14 protein-coding genes are annotated in these 17081 nt (G+C 72.3%); 7 read left to right on the top strand and 7 right to left on the bottom strand.

The features are described 5' to 3' along the window. The first annotated feature begins 59 nt into the window (after positions 1–59). Entirely contained in the window at positions 60–980 is a 921-nt protein-coding gene (locus OU787_RS23870; protein WP_030459672.1) for a GNAT family N-acetyltransferase, read from the top strand. A gap of 55 nt (positions 981–1035) precedes the next feature. On the opposite strand, the gene OU787_RS23875 is transcribed toward OU787_RS23870, so the two are convergent. The 5 genes from OU787_RS23875 to OU787_RS23895 form a co-directional block, all read right to left on the bottom strand. Further along, complete coding sequence (locus tag OU787_RS23875) at positions 1036–3123, bottom strand: restriction endonuclease (protein WP_268660481.1); 2088 nt, start codon at positions 3121–3123, stop codon at positions 1036–1038. Between the two features lie 96 nt (positions 3124–3219). Further along, the gene (gene msrB, locus OU787_RS23880; protein ID WP_030459670.1) at positions 3220–3624 is read right to left on the bottom strand and encodes a peptide-methionine (R)-S-oxide reductase MsrB; all 405 of its coding nucleotides are present in this window, start codon (positions 3622–3624) and stop codon (positions 3220–3222) included. 36 nt (positions 3625–3660) lie between these two features. Further along, entirely contained in the window at positions 3661–5067 is a 1407-nt protein-coding gene (murC, locus tag OU787_RS23885; RefSeq protein ID WP_268660482.1) for a UDP-N-acetylmuramate--L-alanine ligase, read from the bottom strand. Between the two features lie 93 nt (positions 5068–5160). Next, on the bottom strand, positions 5161–5625 hold the full coding sequence (locus tag OU787_RS23890) for a hypothetical protein (RefSeq protein WP_030459668.1): 465 nt from the start codon (positions 5623–5625) through the stop codon (positions 5161–5163). A 133-nt stretch (positions 5626–5758) separates the two neighbouring features. After that, positions 5759–6535 carry a pyrimidine reductase family protein gene (locus OU787_RS23895; RefSeq protein ID WP_030459667.1) on the bottom strand — a complete coding sequence of 259 codons (777 nt, stop codon included), beginning with the start codon at positions 6533–6535 and terminating at the stop codon, positions 5759–5761. 59 nt (positions 6536–6594) lie between these two features. Here OU787_RS23895 and zapE point away from each other — a divergent pair, with 59 nt between their 5' ends. From zapE to OU787_RS23915, 4 genes are all read left to right on the top strand, one after another. Then, entirely contained in the window at positions 6595–7641 is a 1047-nt protein-coding gene (gene zapE / locus OU787_RS23900; RefSeq protein ID WP_051816841.1) for a cell division protein ZapE, read from the top strand. A gap of 38 nt (positions 7642–7679) precedes the next feature. Beyond that, positions 7680–9770, top strand: a complete 2091-nt coding sequence (uvrB, locus tag OU787_RS23905) for an excinuclease ABC subunit UvrB (protein ID WP_268660483.1) — start codon at positions 7680–7682, stop codon at positions 9768–9770. Between the two features lie 222 nt (positions 9771–9992). Next, positions 9993–10577: a TerD family protein gene (locus OU787_RS23910; RefSeq protein ID WP_030459664.1), complete on the top strand. Its 585-nt coding sequence runs from the start codon at positions 9993–9995 to the stop codon at positions 10575–10577. Between the two features lie 279 nt (positions 10578–10856). Then, complete coding sequence (locus tag OU787_RS23915) at positions 10857–11840, top strand: TerC family protein (protein WP_030459663.1); 984 nt, start codon at positions 10857–10859, stop codon at positions 11838–11840. Positions 11841–11897: 57 nt separating this feature from the next. Here the strand turns inward: OU787_RS23915 and OU787_RS23920 are convergent, their stop codons facing one another. Together OU787_RS23920 and OU787_RS23925 are read right to left on the bottom strand one after the other, a co-directional pair. Continuing rightward, positions 11898–12551, bottom strand: coding sequence for an MBL fold metallo-hydrolase (locus OU787_RS23920; protein WP_030459662.1), 654 nt, complete (start codon positions 12549–12551; stop codon positions 11898–11900). A gap of 49 nt (positions 12552–12600) precedes the next feature. After that, positions 12601–13380 (bottom strand): maleylpyruvate isomerase family mycothiol-dependent enzyme, encoded by a 780-nt coding sequence (locus OU787_RS23925; RefSeq protein ID WP_268660484.1) that lies wholly within the window; start codon positions 13378–13380, stop codon positions 12601–12603. Positions 13381–13634: 254 nt separating this feature from the next. Here OU787_RS23925 and uvrA point away from each other — a divergent pair, with 254 nt between their 5' ends. Beyond that, complete coding sequence (gene uvrA / locus OU787_RS23930) at positions 13635–16514, top strand: excinuclease ABC subunit UvrA (protein ID WP_030459660.1); 2880 nt, start codon at positions 13635–13637, stop codon at positions 16512–16514. Positions 16515–16625: 111 nt separating this feature from the next. Then, the gene (locus tag OU787_RS23935; RefSeq protein ID WP_030459659.1) at positions 16626–17045 is read left to right on the top strand and encodes a Rieske (2Fe-2S) protein; all 420 of its coding nucleotides are present in this window, start codon (positions 16626–16628) and stop codon (positions 17043–17045) included. The last annotated feature ends 36 nt before the right edge of the window (positions 17046–17081 follow it).

The raw sequence follows: 17081 nt of genomic DNA on the forward strand, positions 1-17081 counted from the left end.
GCGCGCGGGGGGGAAATTCAGCGGCGCGCGGACGAACGACTGGCTAACGTGACATGCCTATGACTTCCACGCCGTACCGCATCCGCCCGTTCGCATCCGCCGACGCCCCCGGGGCCGCCGAGGCCTACCGGGCCGGCCGCCCGCACCTGGTCACCACCCCCGAGGTGGTCGCCTGGCAGGCCGCCCTGCCGCACTACCACCTGCTGGTCGCCGAGCGGGCCGGACAGGTCGTCGGCACCGCCCGGTTCGGCCCGGTGACCGAGAGCACCACCCCCGACCAGGGCTTCCTCAACGTCAGCGTGCTCCCCGAGCACCGCGGCGCGGGCATCGGCACCGCCCTGCTCGCCGCCGCCGAACGGGACCTCGCCGCCCTGGGCACCCGGGACGCCCACGGCTGGGCCGACGACACCCCCGAGGCGCTCGGCTTCGCCGCCGCCCGCGGCTACCGCAGGAGCGGCCGGGCCGGCCGCTTCTCCGGCCTCGACCTCACCGCCCCGCTGCGCCCGCTGCCGCCCACCCCGCCCGGCGTCGAACTGCGCACCGCCGCCGACTTCCTGGACGACCCGTACCCGATCTACCTGGTCGACATCGACGGCGCCCGCGCCGAACCGGGCGACCTGGTCCTCGACGACCAGCCCTACGAGGGCTGGCTCGCCGAGATCTGGCAGCGCCCCGACCAGGACCACACCCTCACCGCGGTGGTCCTCGCGGACGGCGAACCGGTCGCCTTCTCCGCCGCCCAGACCGACGGCCGCCGCACCTACTGGTCCTCCTTCACCGCGACCCGCTCCACCCACCGCGGCCGCGGCCTGGCCAAGCTCGCCAAGGCCCACTCGCTGCACCGCGCCAAGGCCCGCGGCCTCACCGCCGCGTACACCCAGAACGACGAGGGCAACGCCCCGATGCTCGCCATCAACGACTGGTTCGGCTACCGCGCGTGCGCGGCCGAGTGGAAGCACACCAAGGCGCTCGGCGGGTAGCCGCGGGCGGGGCGACAGCTCGGGGGCGCGGGGAACTGCGCGCGGCGGGAGGCGGCTAAGCGACGTCCACGCCGTGGGCGCGGGCCAGGCCCGCCAGGCCGTCGGACCAGCCCTGGCCGACCGCGCGGAGCTTCCAGCCGTCGGCCGGGTGGCGGTAGACCTCGGCGACCAGCATCGCGGAGACCGCCGGGTCGGCCGGCGGGCGGAACAGCCACCGGCCGCCGCCGGAGGCGAGCTCCACCGCCGGGTCGACCAGGTCCGCGCAGGTGCCGTCGCCGTCCGCGTCCAGGTTGACGGCGATCGCCACCCGCCGTACCGCGTCCGGGAGTTGCGCGGTGCGGACGGTCGCGGTGCGCTCGTCCGGACGGAGCGTCACGGCGCCGCCCTCCGCGGCGGGCTGGTGGTAGAAGACGAAGTCCCGGTCGTGCCGGACCCGCCCGCCCGCGTCGAGCAGCAGCAGCGTCAGATCGGCCGCCGCACCACCGGACCGGAACCGGACCTTGACCTCGCCGTCGGGCAGCACCAGGTTCTGACCCGGCACCAACTCCACGGCGGGGACGGCGGGTCGGACGGGCGCCGAGGGGGCCGGACCCAGCCGGCCCGGCAGGCCGTGCTCGCGCAGCAGCGCGAGCAGCATCGGACCGTCCACCAGGGTGAGCGGCTGGCCCTCGGCGTGCTTGCGGGAGCCGGGACCGAAGCCCGCCGTGGTCACCAGGATGCCCCGGTTGGCACCCTGCCGGCGCATGGTGGACTCCAGGTCGCGGACGGCGCTCGGCGGCACGGTCTTCCGGTAGCGCTTGGCCTGGATGACGATCTTCCCGCCGGTGATCGGGTCCGGGTCCTCGGCCAGCACGTCCACGCCCTCGTCACCGCTGCGCGCGGTGGTGCTGGTGCGCAGGCCCCGGCGGCGGAACAGCTCGGCGATCAGCTCCTCGAACTCCAGCGGGTCCATCTCGAACAGGTCCGGCCCCTCGCCGTCCACCACGAGCACCGGGACGGGAACGGGCGCGGGCTCGACCGTGGTCGGCACCTCGGCGACCGTCCCGCCCTTCTCCGGCCGGGCCGCGATCCGCCCGCCGAGCGCGCCGACCAGGCACTCCAGCGGGTCCACCCGGTCCAGCGCGAGGCCCGCGAACACCTCCCGGCCGACCTCCACGGCCAGCAGGCAGCGCTCCCCCTCCTGTCCGGTCGCCGGATCGGTCGCCACCACCACGCCGTTCAGCCCCACCGAGGCCAGCAGCCCGCCGGCGTCGGCCCGGAACACCTCCGCCAGCACCCGCAGCGCGCACTGCGCCAGCACCTCGCGGTACAGCTCCCGCCGCTGCCCGACCGGCCGGGCCACCTCGTCCTCCCGGTCGTCCGACCGGACGTACCGGTACCTCGACAGGGCGGGCACCACCTCGTACGGCGGCAGCTCCCAGCGCACCACCAGCCGCCGGGCCGCGGCGTCCCAGACGGCCTCGCCGTCGGCGGGGAAGCCGTCCGGCCAGTCCTCGCGCCAGTCGACGACCGCCTCGAAGTACTCGGCGACCGCCGCCGCCTCGCCCGCCCGCAGCCGGGCCGCCAGCCGCCCCGCCTGCGTGGTCTGCCCGGCCAGCAGCCGGTGCCGCTCCACCGCCCACGCGTCGTACTGGGCGCGGTAGTCGGCGAGCTGGTGCTGCCGCTGCTGCTCGGCGGCCCAGGCGGCCTGCCAGTCGTGCTCGAACCTGGCCCGGGCCTGCGCGGACTGCTCCTCCCACTGCCGGCGCGCCCCCGGGTGGTACGCCTGCGGCCCGGCCGGGGGCGGCACCAGGTACCAGTTCTGGTCCGGCATCGGCACCGGCACGCCCAACGGCCCCGGGTCGAACGGCGGCACCGCCGGACGGCCCCCCGCGACCAGCGAGAACCCCGGCCCGGCCAGCCCGGCCGCCAGCACCCCGCGCAACTCGGCCACCCGCTCGTCCAGTTCGGCACTGCGCCGGACGGCATCCGACTCCCGCCCCTGCTGGTACGCCTTCAGCGCCTCGCGCTCACCCCGCGCCGCCGCCCGCTGCGCCTCCCGCCGGGCCCGCTCGCCCTCCCGCTGCCGGGCCTCCGCCGCCCGCCGCTGCGCCTCCGCCCGGCGGTGCTGCTCGCGCTGCGCCTCCGCCAGTACCGACCACACGCCAGAACCACGCCGCCGCGCCACGCCCGCCCCACCCACGTCCAAGACCGTCCGGAAGAAGATCCAGTCTTCCACGCGGGCGGGCGGGCCCGGACCCTACTCGGCGGGCTTCAGCGTCAGCGAGATCGAGTTGATGCAGTAGCGCTGGTCGGTCGGGGTGTCGTACCCCTCGCCCTCGAAGACGTGCCCGAGGTGGCTGCCGCACTTCTTGCAGCGCACCTCGACCCGGCGCATGCCGAGACTGCTGTCCTCCAGGTACTCCACCGAGTCGCCGGCCAGCGGCGCGTAGTACGACGGCCAGCCGCAGTGGCTGTCGAACTTGGTCTCGCTGCTGAACAGCTCGGCGCCGCACGCCCGGCAGCTGTAGACGCCGACCGTCTTGGTGTCGGTGTACTCGCCGACGAACGGCCGCTCGGTACCGGCCTCGCGGAGCACGTGGTACTCCTCCGGCGTCAGCTCGGCGCGCCACTCGGCGTCGGACTTCTGGACCTCGTAGCTCACGGCGACTCTCCAGCTCTCCAGCTCGGAACGGGGACGTCAGACAGCAGGTGCAACGTCCGCCAGGGCGGCCAGAATTTCCGGGCCCAGGTTCGTGACGTCGCCCGCGCCCATGGTCAGCACCAGGTCGCCGGGGGCGGCCAGCGCGGCCAGCAGCGCCGGGGCGGCCGCGAAGTCGTGCTCGGCGCGGACGTCGGCACCGGCCCGGCGGGCCGCGTCGATGATCAGCTCGGCGGTGACGCCGGGGATCGGGTCCTCGCGGGCCGGGTAGATGTCCAGCACCACCGAGGCGTCGGCCAGCGCCAGCGCCTGCCCCATCTCCTCGGCCAGCTGCTGGGTGCGCGAGAACAGGTGCGGCTGGAAGACCACCAGCACCCGGCCCGGGCCCGCCGCCTCCCGGATCGCCTCCAGGTCGGCGGCCATCTCGGTCGGGTGGTGCGCGTAGGAGTCGATCACCTGCACGCCGCGCGCCTCGCCCTTGAGCTGCAGCCGCCGCCGCACCCCGGTGTACGCGCCCAGCGCCTTCGCCAGCCCCTCGGCCGGGACGCCCAGCGCGATGCCCGCGGCGAGCGCCGCGACCGCGTTGTGCGCGTAGTGCCGGCCGGGCACCGAGACGGTGAAGGTCAGCGGCTCGCCGCCCAGTTCGACCGTCACCTCGCTGGTCATGCCGCGCGCCTCGACCTCCAGCACCCGCAGGTCGGCGTCGGCGGCGGCGCCGACCGTCACCACGTTCAGGCCCTCCCGGCCCGTCACCCGGCGGGTCAGCTCGCGGGCGCCCTCGTGGTCGGCCGAGACCACCAGGGTGCCGCCGGGCTGGATCCGGCCGACGAAGGTCTCGAAGGACTCGTAGATCTCCTCGATCGACGCGTAGTTGGCGTGGTGGTCCAGCTCCACGTTCAGCACGATCGCCACCTCGGGCGCGTACTTGTGGAAGCTGCGGTCGCTCTCGTCCGCCTCCGCGACGAAGATCTCGCCCGCCCCGTGGTGCGCGTTCGACCCCGGTGCGTCCAGGTCGCCGCCGATCGCGTACGAGGGCTCCAGGCCCAGCTCGCCCAGGCTGACCGCGAGCATCGAGGTGGTCGTGGTCTTGCCGTGCGTGCCCGCCACCGCGAGCGCCCGGCGCCCGCCCATCAGCGCCGCCAGCGCGTCGGAGCGGTGCACCACCGGGACGCCGCGCTCCCGCGCGGCCACCAGCTCCGGGTTGTCGGCGCGGATCGCGCTGGAGACCACCACGCTGCTGGTCCCGGCCGGCAGGTGCTCCGCGGCGTGCCCGACGAACACCGTCGCGCCCAGCTCGCGCAGCGCCCGCACGGTCTCCGACTCCTTCGCGTCGGAACCCGAGACGGTCGCGCCGCGCACCGCGAGGATCTTCGCCAGGCCGGACATGCCGGCGCCGCCGATGCCGATGAAGTGCGGGGCGTGCAGGTCGTGGGCGGCGTCGTTCAAGGCTGGCTCCGTACGGGCGTGAGGAGGCGGGATCGTCCCGTGGTGTCTACCGGTAGACACCACGGGACGATTCTGCCCTAACCGGGAGACCGGTCAGGCTTCGCTGGCGAACAGCTTCAGCACCGGGACGCCGACCTCGTGCCGGGCGCGGGAGGCCCAGTCCCGGTGGAAGAACTCCTCGACGAAGTGCGGCGAGGTCAGCACCAGCACCTCGTCGGCCCGGTTCTCCTCGACCACCTCGCGCAGCCGCACCAACGGGTGCGCCCCGACCACCTCGCCGACCGCCTCCGCGCCGGCCCGCTGCAGGTGGCGCAGGCTGTGTTCGAGGGACTCGCCCGCGAGGGTCGGCGCCTCCTCCTCGCCCTCGTCGCGCTCGTGCACCGCCTTGTCCAGATGGCCGAGGGCCACGTCGTCCAGGGCGCGCAGCAACTCGTCCTGCTTGCCGCGGGGTTGCATCAGGACGACGAAGGAGACCTTCTCCTCGCCGTGGAGCGTGGTGACCAGTTCCACGTCGGCGTCGGAGAGCGCCTTTTCGATCATCAGTACGGTCTTGAACACGTGAGTCCCTTCGCTGGTGCGGGCCCCCGGGTCCGGCTCCCTGCTCCCCTCCTTCATAGTGCCCGGAGGAAGGATTCCTCACGCTGCACACGCGCCACAGCGATCACATGATCCACATCGGTCAGGATGTGTCTCAGGTGCGGGCGGGGACGCTCGGGGAGCGGTCCGGATCGGTCGGCCGCAGATAGCGGGTGAAGAGGAAACCTTTCTCCTCGATCAATGACACCAGCCGCATCGGCCGGACGTCCGGGATTCCCGGCCCGTTCACGATCCTCGGTGAATCACCCGCCGTCACCAGGGGCGCCACCGACAGGCACAACTCGTCCAGCACGCCGCCCGCCGCGAGCTGACCGAGCAAGTGGGGACCGCCCTCCGAGAGCTGCCGGCGCCAACCACGCTCCGTGAGCGCGGCCACCGCCCGGGGGAGGTCCACCGAGCCCGTTCCTGCGGTGATCACATCGGCTGCGGCGGCGACCCGGGCGAGCTTCCCGGGCGGCGCGTCGACGGTGGTGACCACCACGGTCGGCACCAGCGGCTCGGTGAACAGCGGCGCCGACAGGTCCAGCTCCAGGCTGCGCGACACCACCGCGATCACCGGCGCCGGCGACTGGCCGGCGGCCGCCCGCCGCTCCGCGAAGTCGGGCCGGGCCCGCGCCGGCCGGTACCCCTCGGCCCGCACCGTCTCGGCCCCCACCAGCACCACGTCGCACAGCGCCCGCAGCACCCCGAAGATCCGCTTGTCCGCCTCGCTGGACAGCCCCTCCGAGAGGCCGTCCAACCGGGCCGCGCCGTCCAGCGAGGTCACCATGTTCGCCCGCAGCCACGCCCCGTCGTCCGGGTACGCGTACGCCTGCGCCAGCCACTCCAGGCTGCCGGGGGTGCCGGGGGTCTCGCCGATCAGTTGCCTCATGTCTCCGAGTCTCGCAGGCGGAGGCGGCGGGTCTTCCGGCGCGAGTACCCTGTTGTCTCGTGTCTGCAGCCTCGGAGTCCGATATTCACACCGCGATAGCCCTGTCCGATCGGCGTCCGGTGGTACCGGCCGAACGGCTGGTCGCGGAGATGGTGCCGCCGCCGCGCTTCGCCGGGGTGAGCTTCGGCAGCTACCTGCCGGACTCCGCGCAGCCGAGCCAGTACGAGGCCGTCCAGATCCTGGAGTCCTTCGCCGCCGGGCTGAACGGCGCCGCCGAGCCCCCGAAGCGCGGCTGGTTCCGGCGTTCGGCGCCCGCGCCCACCGGGCCGGCCGGGATCTACCTGGACGGCGGGTACGGCGTAGGCAAGACGCACCTGCTGGCCTCGCTGTGGCACGCGGTTCCCGGGCCGAAGGCGTTCGGGACGTTCGTCGAGCTGACCAACCTGGTCGGCGCGCTGACCTTCCAGGGCGCGGTGCGCACGCTCAGCTCGCACCGGCTGCTGTGCATCGACGAGTTCGAGCTGGACGACCCGGGCGACACCGTCCTGGTGTCGACGCTGCTCGGCAAGCTGGTGGAGAACGGCGTCAAGCTGTGCGCGACCTCGAACACGCTGCCGGAGAAGCTCGGCGAGGGCCGGTTCGCCGCCGCCGACTTCATGCGGGAGATCCAGGGCCTGTCCGCGCACTTCCGCCCGGTGCGGATCGACGGCCAGGACTACCGCCACCGCGGCCTGCCGGACGCCCCGCCGCCGTACGACGACGCCGAGGTGACCGCCCGCGCGGCCCGCACCCCGGGCGCCTCGCTGGACGACTTCGACGCGCTGCTGGAGCACCTGAAGGAGGTGCACCCCAGCCGGTACGGCGCGCTGCTGGACGAGGTCGGCGCGGTGTTCCTGCGCGGGGTGCACCAGGTCGACGACCAGTCGACCGCGCTGCGCCTGGTGGTGCTGGCCGACCGGATGTACGACCGGGAGCTGCCGATCACCGCCTCCGGCGTGCCGTTCGACCAGGTGTTCACCGAGGAGATGCTGCGCGGCGGCTACCGCAAGAAGTACCTGCGGGCGGTCTCCCGGCTGGTGGCGCTGGCCCGGGACTCCGCGAAGTAGCACCCGCTCTGTCGGTGGCCGGTCGTACGGTGGGGGGCGTGCGTCCCATCACGAGTATCGAGCGGTCCGTGGCGCCCTTCGAGGTCGTCAGTCCCTACCAGCCCAACGGTGACCAGCCGGCGGCCATCGCCGAGCTGGAGCGCCGCGTCCGCGCCGGCGAGAAGGACGTCGTCCTGCTCGGCGCGACCGGCACCGGCAAGTCGGCCACCACGGCCTGGATGATCGAGAAGCTGCAGCGCCCCACCCTGGTGATGGCGCCGAACAAGACGCTGGCCGCCCAGCTGGCGAACGAGTTCCGCGAGCTGCTGCCGAACAACGCGGTCGAGTACTTCGTCTCGTACTACGACTACTACCAGCCCGAGGCGTACGTCCCGCAGACGGACACCTACATCGAGAAGGACTCCTCGATCAACGAGGAGGTCGAGCGGCTGCGCCACTCCGCCACCAACAGCCTGCTCACCCGGCGGGACGTCGTGGTGGTCGCGTCGGTCTCCTGCATCTACGGCCTCGGCACCCCGCAGGAGTACGTGGACCGGATGGTCCGGCTCAAGGTCGGCGAGGAGGTCGACCGGGACGCCCTGCTGCGCCGCTTCGTCGACATCCAGTACACCCGCAACGACCTCGCCTTCACCCGCGGCACCTTCCGGGTCCGCGGCGACACCATCGAGATCTTCCCGGTGTACGAGGAGCTCGCCGTCCGGATCGAGATGTTCGGCGACGAGATCGAGGCGCTGTACACGCTGCACCCGCTGACCGGCGAGGTGATCAGCCAGGACGACGCGATCCACGTCTTCCCCGCCTCGCACTACGTGGCCGGCCCGGAGCGGATGGAGCGGGCGATCACCGGCATCGAGGCCGAGCTGGAGCAGAGCCTGGCCCGGATGGAGAAGCAGGGCAAGCTGCTGGAGGCCCAGCGGCTGCGGATGCGCACCACGTACGACATCGAGATGCTCCGCCAGATCGGCACCTGCTCGGGCGTCGAGAACTACTCGATGCACTTCGACGGCCGCGAGCCCGGCTCCCCGCCGAACACCCTGCTCGACTACTTCCCGGACGACTTCCTGCTGGTCATCGACGAGTCGCACGTCACCGTCCCGCAGATCGGCGCGATGTACGAGGGGGACGCCTCGCGCAAGCGCACGCTGGTCGAGCACGGCTTCCGGCTGCCCTCGGCGATGGACAACCGGCCGCTGAAGTGGGAGGAGTTCCAGGAGCGGATCGGCCAGACCGTCTACCTGTCGGCCACCCCCGGCAAGTACGAGCTGGCCCGCGGCGACGGCCAGGTCGAGCAGATCATCCGCCCGACCGGCCTGATCGACCCCGAGGTGATCGTCAAGCCCACCGAGGGCCAGATCGACGACCTGGTGCACGAGATCCGGCAGCGGGTGGAGAAGGACGAGCGGGTCCTGGTCACCACGCTCACCAAGAAGATGGCCGAGGACCTCACCGACTACTTCCTCGGCCTCGACATCCGGGTCCGCTACCTGCACAGCGACGTCGACACGCTGCGCCGGATCGAGCTGCTGCGCGAGCTGCGGGCCGGCGAGTACGACGTGCTGGTCGGCATCAACCTGCTCCGCGAGGGCCTCGACCTGCCCGAGGTCTCGCTGGTGGCGATCCTGGACGCGGACAAGGAGGGCTTCCTGCGCTCCGGCACCTCGCTGATCCAGACCATCGGCCGCGCGGCGCGCAACGTGTCCGGCCAGGTGCACATGTACGCCGACAAGATCACCCCGGCGATGGACCTGGCGATCAGCGAGACCAACCGCCGGCGCGCCGTCCAGCAGGCGTACAACGAGGAGCACGGGATCGACCCGCAGCCGCTGCGGAAGAAGATCGGCGACCTGCTCTCCACCATGGCGGGGGAGGACGTCGACACCGAGGAGCTGCTCGCCACCGGGTACCGGCAGCAGGGCAAGGGCAAGGCGCCGGTCCCGGCGCTGGGCATCGACCGCAAGCCCGCCAAGAGCCTGCCCGCGGCCGAGCTCGCCGAGCTGATCCAGAACATGACCGACCGGATGCACACCGCCGCGGCCGAGCTGCAGTTCGAGGTGGCGGCCCGGCTGCGGGACGAGGTCAAGGAGCTCAAGCGCGAGCTGCGGCAGATGCGCGAGGCCGGGATGGCCTGATCCGGCGTCACCTCCGGTCGGGCGCAGCCGATTCTCCGCCCGGCCGGGGGCGCTGTGTCGTAGTTTGGCCACAGCCCGCCCGTTCCCCGCCGCAGGGGCGGCGCGAGGGCGGAACGGCGGCGTAGGGTGGGGCGCGGTCTGCCCGGGGCCAGGACGTTCCGGGTACGGCCGGACGTGCGACAGGACGCCGGGCGGGGCCCGGAGGAAGCAGAGGTCGGCAGCGTGTCCGTGAACCTGGCCAAGGGCCAGAGCGTGAGCCTGTTGAAGTCCACCGGCGAGACTCTGTCCGTGGTCCGGATGGGCCTCGGATGGAAGTCCGCCCCCGGCAAGCGCGGCTTCTTCAGCCGCCGCCCCAAGGAGATCGACCTCGACGCGTCCGCCCTGCTGTACGACGGCAAGGTGATGAGCGACGTGGTGTTCTTCTCCCACCTGGTCAGCAACGAGGGCTCGGTCCGGCACACCGGCGACAACCTGGTCGGCGGGGCCGGGGCGGGCGGCGACGACGAGAGCATCATGGTCGACCTGACCAAGGTGCCCCGCCGGGTCACCCAGATCGTCTTCACCGTCAGCTCGTACACCGGCCAGAACTTCATGGAGGTCCAGAACGCCCACTGCCGGCTGGTCGACGAGACCACCGGCAAGGAGCTGGCCCGCTACGAGCTGACCGGCGGCGGGCCGCACACCGGGCAGATCATGGCCAAGGTCGAGCGGGACGGCGAGGGCGGCTGGAAGATGACCGCGATCGGCGCCCCCGCCAGCGGCCGCACCTTCCGGGACATGCTGCCCTTCATCGAGCCCTTCCTCTGATCCGGGATCCGGGACCCGTGATCCGCGTTCCGGGACCTGACGCCTGATCATTCGACCGTCCGACCGAGGGGGTTCTTTACCTTCTTTACCTTCCCTTGGGCTTCCTGTTAACCTTCTGGGAGCGGAGGGGAGTATTCCCCGTTCAGCGACCCCGTCATCACGGGCGCCCATCGCGGCGTCCCGGGGCGCTGGCCGTGCGGTGCCCGCCGGGTGCGGGCCGCGCGGCGGAAGAGACCTCCGGCAGTGACGAGTGTTCGCCTATCTGCCGGAGGAGCAGACATGGACGTATCCGCAGGCCTGTGGGCCGGCACCATCGCGGTGCTGATCGCCCTGATCGTGGCCGACTTCTTCATCGGCGGCCGCAAGCCGCACGAGGTCTCCGTCAAGGAGGCCGGCATCTGGACGGCGGTCTGGGTGGCGCTGGCCGCGCTGTTCGGCGGCTTCCTCTGGTGGCACGGCGGCGGGAAGCCGGCCGGTGAGTTCTTCGCCGGCTACATCACCGAGAAGTCGCTCAGCGTCGACAACCTGTTCGTGTTCATCCTGATCATGGGCAAGTTCGCGGTGCCGAGGATCTACCAGCAGCGGGTGCTGATGTTCGGCGTGATCATCGCCCTGGTGCTGCGGGCGGTCTTCATCGCCGGTGGTGCGGCGCTGGTCTCCGAGTTCTCCTGGGTGTTCTACTTCTTCGGCGCCTTCCTGGTCTGGACGGCCTGGAAGCTGATCAAGGAGGCCCGGGCCGACGAGGAAGAGGAGGAGTTCGAGGAGAACCGCCTGCTCAAGTCGGTCCAGCGGCGCGTCCCGGCCACCGGCGACTACCGCGGCACCAAGCTCTTCGTCCGGGAGAACGGCCGCCGGCTGGTCACCCCGATGCTGATCGTGATGCTGGCCATCGGCACCACCGACGTGCTGTTCGCGCTGGACTCGATCCCGGCCATCTTCGGCCTCACCCAGGACCCGTACATCGTCTTCACCGCCAACGCCTTCGCGCTGATGGGCCTGCGCCAGCTGTACTTCCTGATCGGCGGCCTGCTGAAGAAGCTGGTCCACCTCTCCTACGGCCTGTCGGTGATCCTCGGCTTCATCGGCGTCAAGCTGGTGCTGCACGCGCTGCACGAGAGCGGCGTGCACGTGCCGGAGATCAGCATCCCGGTCTCGCTGGCCTTCATCGTGCTGACCCTGGCGGTCACCACCGTCACCAGCCTGGTCGCCGCCAAGAAGCAGGCGGCCGAGGAGGCCGCGGAGCCGGAGCGGATCGACGCCTGATCCCGCCCGCGCCCGAGGGCCCCCGCCGGAGTCGGCGGGGGCCCTCGGGCGTGCGGCTCACCAGCCGCGCTCGCGCCACTCCGGCAGGTGCGGGCGCTCGGCGCCCAGCGTGGTGTCGTCGCCGTGGCCGGGGTAGACCCAGGTCTCGTCCGGGAGCCGGTCGAAGATCTTCTCGGTGACGTCCCGGAGGAGCGAGTCGAAGGCGGCCGGGTCGCCCCAGGTGTTGCCCACCCCGCCGGGGAACAGGCAGTCGCCGGTGAACAGGTGCGGGTGGCCCTGCGGGTCGTCGTAGACCAGCACGATCGCGCCCGGGGTGTGGCCCACCAGGTGGCGGACGGTCAGCTCGATCTGCCCGAACCGGAGCACCGAGCCGTCCTCCAGCGGGAGGTCGGTGGGCACGTCGATGCCCTCCGCGTCGATCCGCCCGGCCATGGTGCGGGCCCCGGTGACGGCCACCACCTCGGCCAGCGCGCCCCAGTGGTCGCGGTGCCGGTGGGTGGTGACCACCGCGGCCAGCCGGGGGCCGACGGTCTCCAGCAGCACCGGGGCGTCGGCGGCGGCGTCGATCAGCAGCTGCTCGTCGGTGGCCCGGCAGCGCAGCAGGTAGGCGTTGTTGTCGTGCGGGCCGACCGCCACCTTGGTGACGATCAGGTGGGCCAGCTCCCGGACGTCCGGCGCCCCGCCGACCTTCACCGCTCCGTGGTACGTCATCACGCCGCTCCTCGTTCGCCGCTGGGGGTTCTCCCGTCAACCGGCCCCATCATCCCATCGGGGGGAGCTCGGGCAGCGCCGTGCGGGGGTCGACCAGGCCCTCGTCACCGCGGTGGACCTGCAGGCCGTCCCCGTTCGAGCGGCCGGACAGCCAGCCGGTGAGCGCCCGCACCGGGCCCTCCGCGACCAGCCCGGGCCTGCCGCCGCCGCCGTCGCCGTCGTCCCCGAGCCGGGCCTCCAGCCCGGCGTCCTCGGCGACCAGCAGCACGGCGGGCAGGCCCGGCAGCTCGCCGAAGTGCGCGCCCAGCCGCCGGAACTCGGCGACCGCGAACGGCTCCGGCCAGTGCGCCGGGGTGTAGCCGGCGTTCAGGTCGACGTGGTGGTACTCCAGCTCGGCGAGCCGCTTCACCGGCAGCTGCCAGGCCGGGAAGACGTAGCCGGAGCGGTGGGTGAGCGGGACGGTCCAGTGCTCGGGCGCCAGCAGGGCGGCGGCGTCCTGGAAGCGCTGCTGGCTGGCCCGGACGTCGGCGACCTGCTCGGCCAGCGGGCGCCCGGCGCCGGCCTCGATGTCGGCGTCCCGGGCCTCCGGGCTCGGGTACTGCGGAATGTTCTCGCCGGTGCGGGCGCTGGTGAGGAGGTTGACCAGCGAGTCCGCGTTGCGGGCGATGTGGGTCAGCACGTGCCCGCGGGTCCAGCCGGGCAGTCCGGACGGCTCGGGCAGCTGCGCGGGCTCCAGCTCGGCGAGGGTGTGCAGCAGCAGTTCGGTGCTCTCCGCGGTGGCCCGCAGCTGCTCGGCGGCTGCGGTGGCTGCGGCGGTGGCGTCGCTCATCGGGGCGGTGCCTTTCGACGGTCGGGTGGGACGGGGCACGGCGGTGCGACCCGGGCCCGGGCGTTGCCCGAGTCGGTTGTCAGTCGTTGACGCTACCGTCGAGCGCGGGTGCCGTTCACCCGTCCGGGTGGCTCCGGCTGGACAGGCTCAGATTCGAACGAATGAGCCAGTACGCTGGCGGGCGCATCCTGGAAGAAGCACTGAAGAAGCTCAACTCCCTCCTCCCTTCGACCCGGAGAAAGGCGCCAGTAGCAGTGGCAGACCGCCTCGTCGTCCGTGGTGCACGCGAGCACAACCTCAAGAACGTCTCGCTCGACCTGCCCCGGGACTCCCTCATCGTCTTCACGGGCCTCTCCGGGTCCGGCAAGTCCTCCCTCGCCTTCGACACGATCTTCGCGGAGGGCCAGCGGCGCTACGTCGAGTCGCTCTCCTCGTACGCCCGGCAGTTCCTCGGCCAGATGGACAAGCCGGACGTGGACTTCATCGAGGGCCTCTCCCCGGCCGTCTCGATCGACCAGAAGTCCACCAACCGCAACCCGCGCTCCACCGTCGGCACCATCACCGAGGTGTACGACTACCTGCGCCTGCTGTTCGCCCGGATCGGCAAGCCGCACTGCCCGCACTGCGGCCGCCCGATCGCCCGGCAGTCGCCGCAGGCCATCGTCGACAAGGTGCTGGAGCTGCCCGAGGGCACCCGGTTCCAGGTGCTCAGCCCGGTGGTCCGGGAGCGCAAGGGCGAGTTCGTCGACCTCTTCGCCGACCTGCAGTCCAAGGGCTACGCCCGGGCCCGGGTGGACGGGCAGACCGTCCAGCTGACCGAGCCGCCGGTGCTGAAGAAGCAGGAGAAGCACACGATCGAGGTGGTCATCGACCGCCTCACCGTGAAGTCGAGCGCCAAGCGCCGGCTCACCGACTCGGTGGAGACCGCCCTCAAGCTGGCCGGCGGCATGGTGGTGCTCGACTTCGTCGACCTGGCGGAGGACGACCCCGAGCGCGAGAAGATGTTCTCGGAGCACCTCTACTGCCCGTACGACGACGCCTCCTTCGAGGAGCTGGAGCCGCGCTCCTTCTCCTTCAACTCCCCGTTCGGCGCCTGCCCGGACTGCTCGGGCCTGGGCAACCGGATGGAGGTCGACCCGGAGCTGCTCGTCCCCGACGAGGAGAAGTCGCTCGACGAGGGCGCCATCCACCCCTGGTCGCAGGGCGCCACCAAGGAGTACTTCCAGCGGCTGGTCAACGCGCTGGCCGGCGAGCTCGGCTTCCGCACCGACATCCCGTGGGCCGGCCTGCCGGTCCGGGCGAAGAAGGCGCTGCTGTACGGCCACAAGACCCAGGTCGAGGTCCGCTACCGCAACCGCTACGGGCGCGACCGCTCGTACACCACCGCCTTCGAGGGCGTCGTCCCGTTCGTGACGCGCCGGCACTCCGAGTCGGAGAGCGACGCGGGCCGCGAGCGCTTCGAGGGCTACATGCGCGAGGTGCCCTGCCCGACCTGCAAGGGCACCCGGCTCAAGCCGGTGGTCCTCGCCGTCACGGTGATGGACCGCTCGATCGCCGAGGTCTCCGCGATGTCGATCAGCGACTGCGCGGACTTCCTCGGCGAACTGCGGCTGGACCGGCGGGACAAGCAGATCGCCGAGCGGGTGCTCAAGGAGGTGCTGGAGCGGCTGCGCTTCCTGGTCGACGTCGGCCTCGACTACCTCTCGCTCAACCGCGCCGCCGGCACGCTCTCCGGCGGCGAGGCCCAGCGGATCCGGCTCGCCACCCAGATCGGCTCCGGCCTGGTCGGCGTGCTCTACGTGCTGGACGAGCCGTCCATCGGCCTGCACCAGCGCGACAACCACCGCCTGATCGAGACCCTGGTCCGGCTGCGCGACATCGGCAACACGCTGATCGTCGTCGAGCACGACGAGGACACCATCAAGACCGCCGACTGGATCGTCGACATCGGCCCCGGCGCCGGCGAGCACGGCGGCAAGGTGGTGCACTCCGGCTCGCTGAAGGAGCTGCTGGCCAACGAGGAGTCGCTGACCGGCCAGTACCTGTCCGGCAAGCGCGCCATCCCGATCCCGGCGGCCCGCCGCCCGCGGGACAAGAAGCGCCAACTGGTGGTGCACGGCGCCCGCGAGCACAACCTCAAGGACGTCACGGTCGCCTTCCCGCTGGGCACCTTCACGGCCGTCACCGGCGTCTCCGGTTCCGGCAAGTCCACGCTGGTCAACGACATCCTGTACGCGCACCTGGCCCGCGAGCTGAACGGCGCCCGCAGCGTCCCCGGCCGGCACACCCGGATCACCGGCACCGACCTGGTCGACAAGGTGGTGCACGTCGACCAGTCGCCGATCGGCCGCACCCCGCGCTCCAACCCGGCCACCTACACCGGCGTCTTCGACCACGTGCGCAAGCTGTTCGCGGAGACCCAGGAGGCCAAGGTCCGCGGCTACCTGCCCGGCCGGTTCTCGTTCAACGTCAAGGGCGGCCGCTGCGAGAACTGCTCCGGCGACGGCACCATCAAGATCGAGATGAACTTCCTGCCGGACGTCTACGTCCCCTGCGAGGTCTGCCACGGCGACCGCTACAACCGGGAGACGCTGGAGGTCCACTACAAGGGCAAGTCCATCGCCGAGGTGCTGAACATGCCGATCGAGGAGGCGCTCGACTTCTTCGAGGCCGTCCCCGCGATCGCCCGGCACCTGAAGACGCTCAAGGAGGTCGGCCTCGGCTACGTCCGGCTCGGCCAGCCCGCCACCACGCTCTCCGGCGGCGAGGCCCAGCGCGTCAAGCTCTCCGCCGAGCTGCAGAAGCGCTCCACCGGGCGGACGGTCTACGTCCTGGACGAGCCCACCACCGGCCTGCACTTCGAGGACATCAGCAAGCTGATCAAGGTCCTGGAGGGGCTGGTCGACAAGGGCAACACCGTCATCGTCATCGAGCACAACCTCGACGTCATCAAGACCGCCGACTGGCTGGTCGACATGGGTCCCGAGGGCGGCTCCGGCGGCGGCAGCGTGGTCGTCGAGGGCACCCCGGAGGAGGTCGCGGCCACCACCGCCAGCCACACCGGCAAGTTCCTGCGCGACATCCTGCCGGGCGTCTCGGACGCGGCGCCCGCGGCGAAGCGCCGCAAGAAGTAGCCCGCCGTCCACCGGGTCCGCCCGGGAGCGCCCGCCGCTCCCCGGGCGGACCCGTCGGTGCGTGCTACGTTGCTGGGTTGCTGGCGCCCTTCCCCGCACCGAGGAGTCCCGATGCCCGAGCCCACCGCCTCCCGCCGTACCGTCCTGTGCTGCGCGGCCGTCGCGCTGGCCGGTGCCACGGCCGCCGGGTGCTCCTCCTCCGGTGGAGGCAAGGACGAGGCGAAGTCGACGACCGGCCCGGTCGACCTCGGCGCCGCCGCGGACGTCCCGGTCGGCGGCGGGAAGGTCTACCGGGAGCAGGGCGTCGTGGTGACGCAGCCGACGGCGGGGGAGTACAAGGCGTTCAGCGCGAAGTGCACGCACGCCGGATGCCTGGTCAACGGCGTGGTCAAGGAGCAGATCCAGTGCCTGTGCCACGGCAGCCGGTTCGGCATCGCCGACGGCGCCGTCCAGGACGGCCCGGCGCCGAAGCCGCTGCCCGCCTACCAGGTGGCGGTGCAGAACGGGAACCTCCAGGTCACCAAGAGCTGACGAACCGCGGCGGGCGCCGCGGAGTGTCGGCGCCAG

Origin of the sequence: Kitasatospora sp. YST-16 (genome assembly GCF_026802215.1) — a bacterium.
Lineage (GTDB): Bacteria > Actinomycetota > Actinomycetes > Streptomycetales > Streptomycetaceae > Kitasatospora > Kitasatospora cineracea.

Coding starts and splice junctions, on each gene's coding strand:
- OU787_RS23870 (WP_030459672.1), top strand. CDS start 60: ATGACTTCCACGCCGTACCGCATCCGCCCGTTCGCATCCGCCGACGCC.
- OU787_RS23895 (WP_030459667.1), bottom strand. CDS start 6,535: ATGAGGCAACTGATCGGCGAGACCCCCGGCACCCCCGGCAGCCTGGAG.
- OU787_RS23915 (WP_030459663.1), top strand. CDS start 10,857: ATGGACGTATCCGCAGGCCTGTGGGCCGGCACCATCGCGGTGCTGATC.
- OU787_RS23920 (WP_030459662.1), bottom strand. CDS start 12,551: ATGACGTACCACGGAGCGGTGAAGGTCGGCGGGGCGCCGGACGTCCGG.
- OU787_RS23925 (WP_268660484.1), bottom strand. CDS start 13,380: ATGAGCGACGCCACCGCCGCAGCCACCGCAGCCGCCGAGCAGCTGCGG.
- OU787_RS23935 (WP_030459659.1), top strand. CDS start 16,626: ATGCCCGAGCCCACCGCCTCCCGCCGTACCGTCCTGTGCTGCGCGGCC.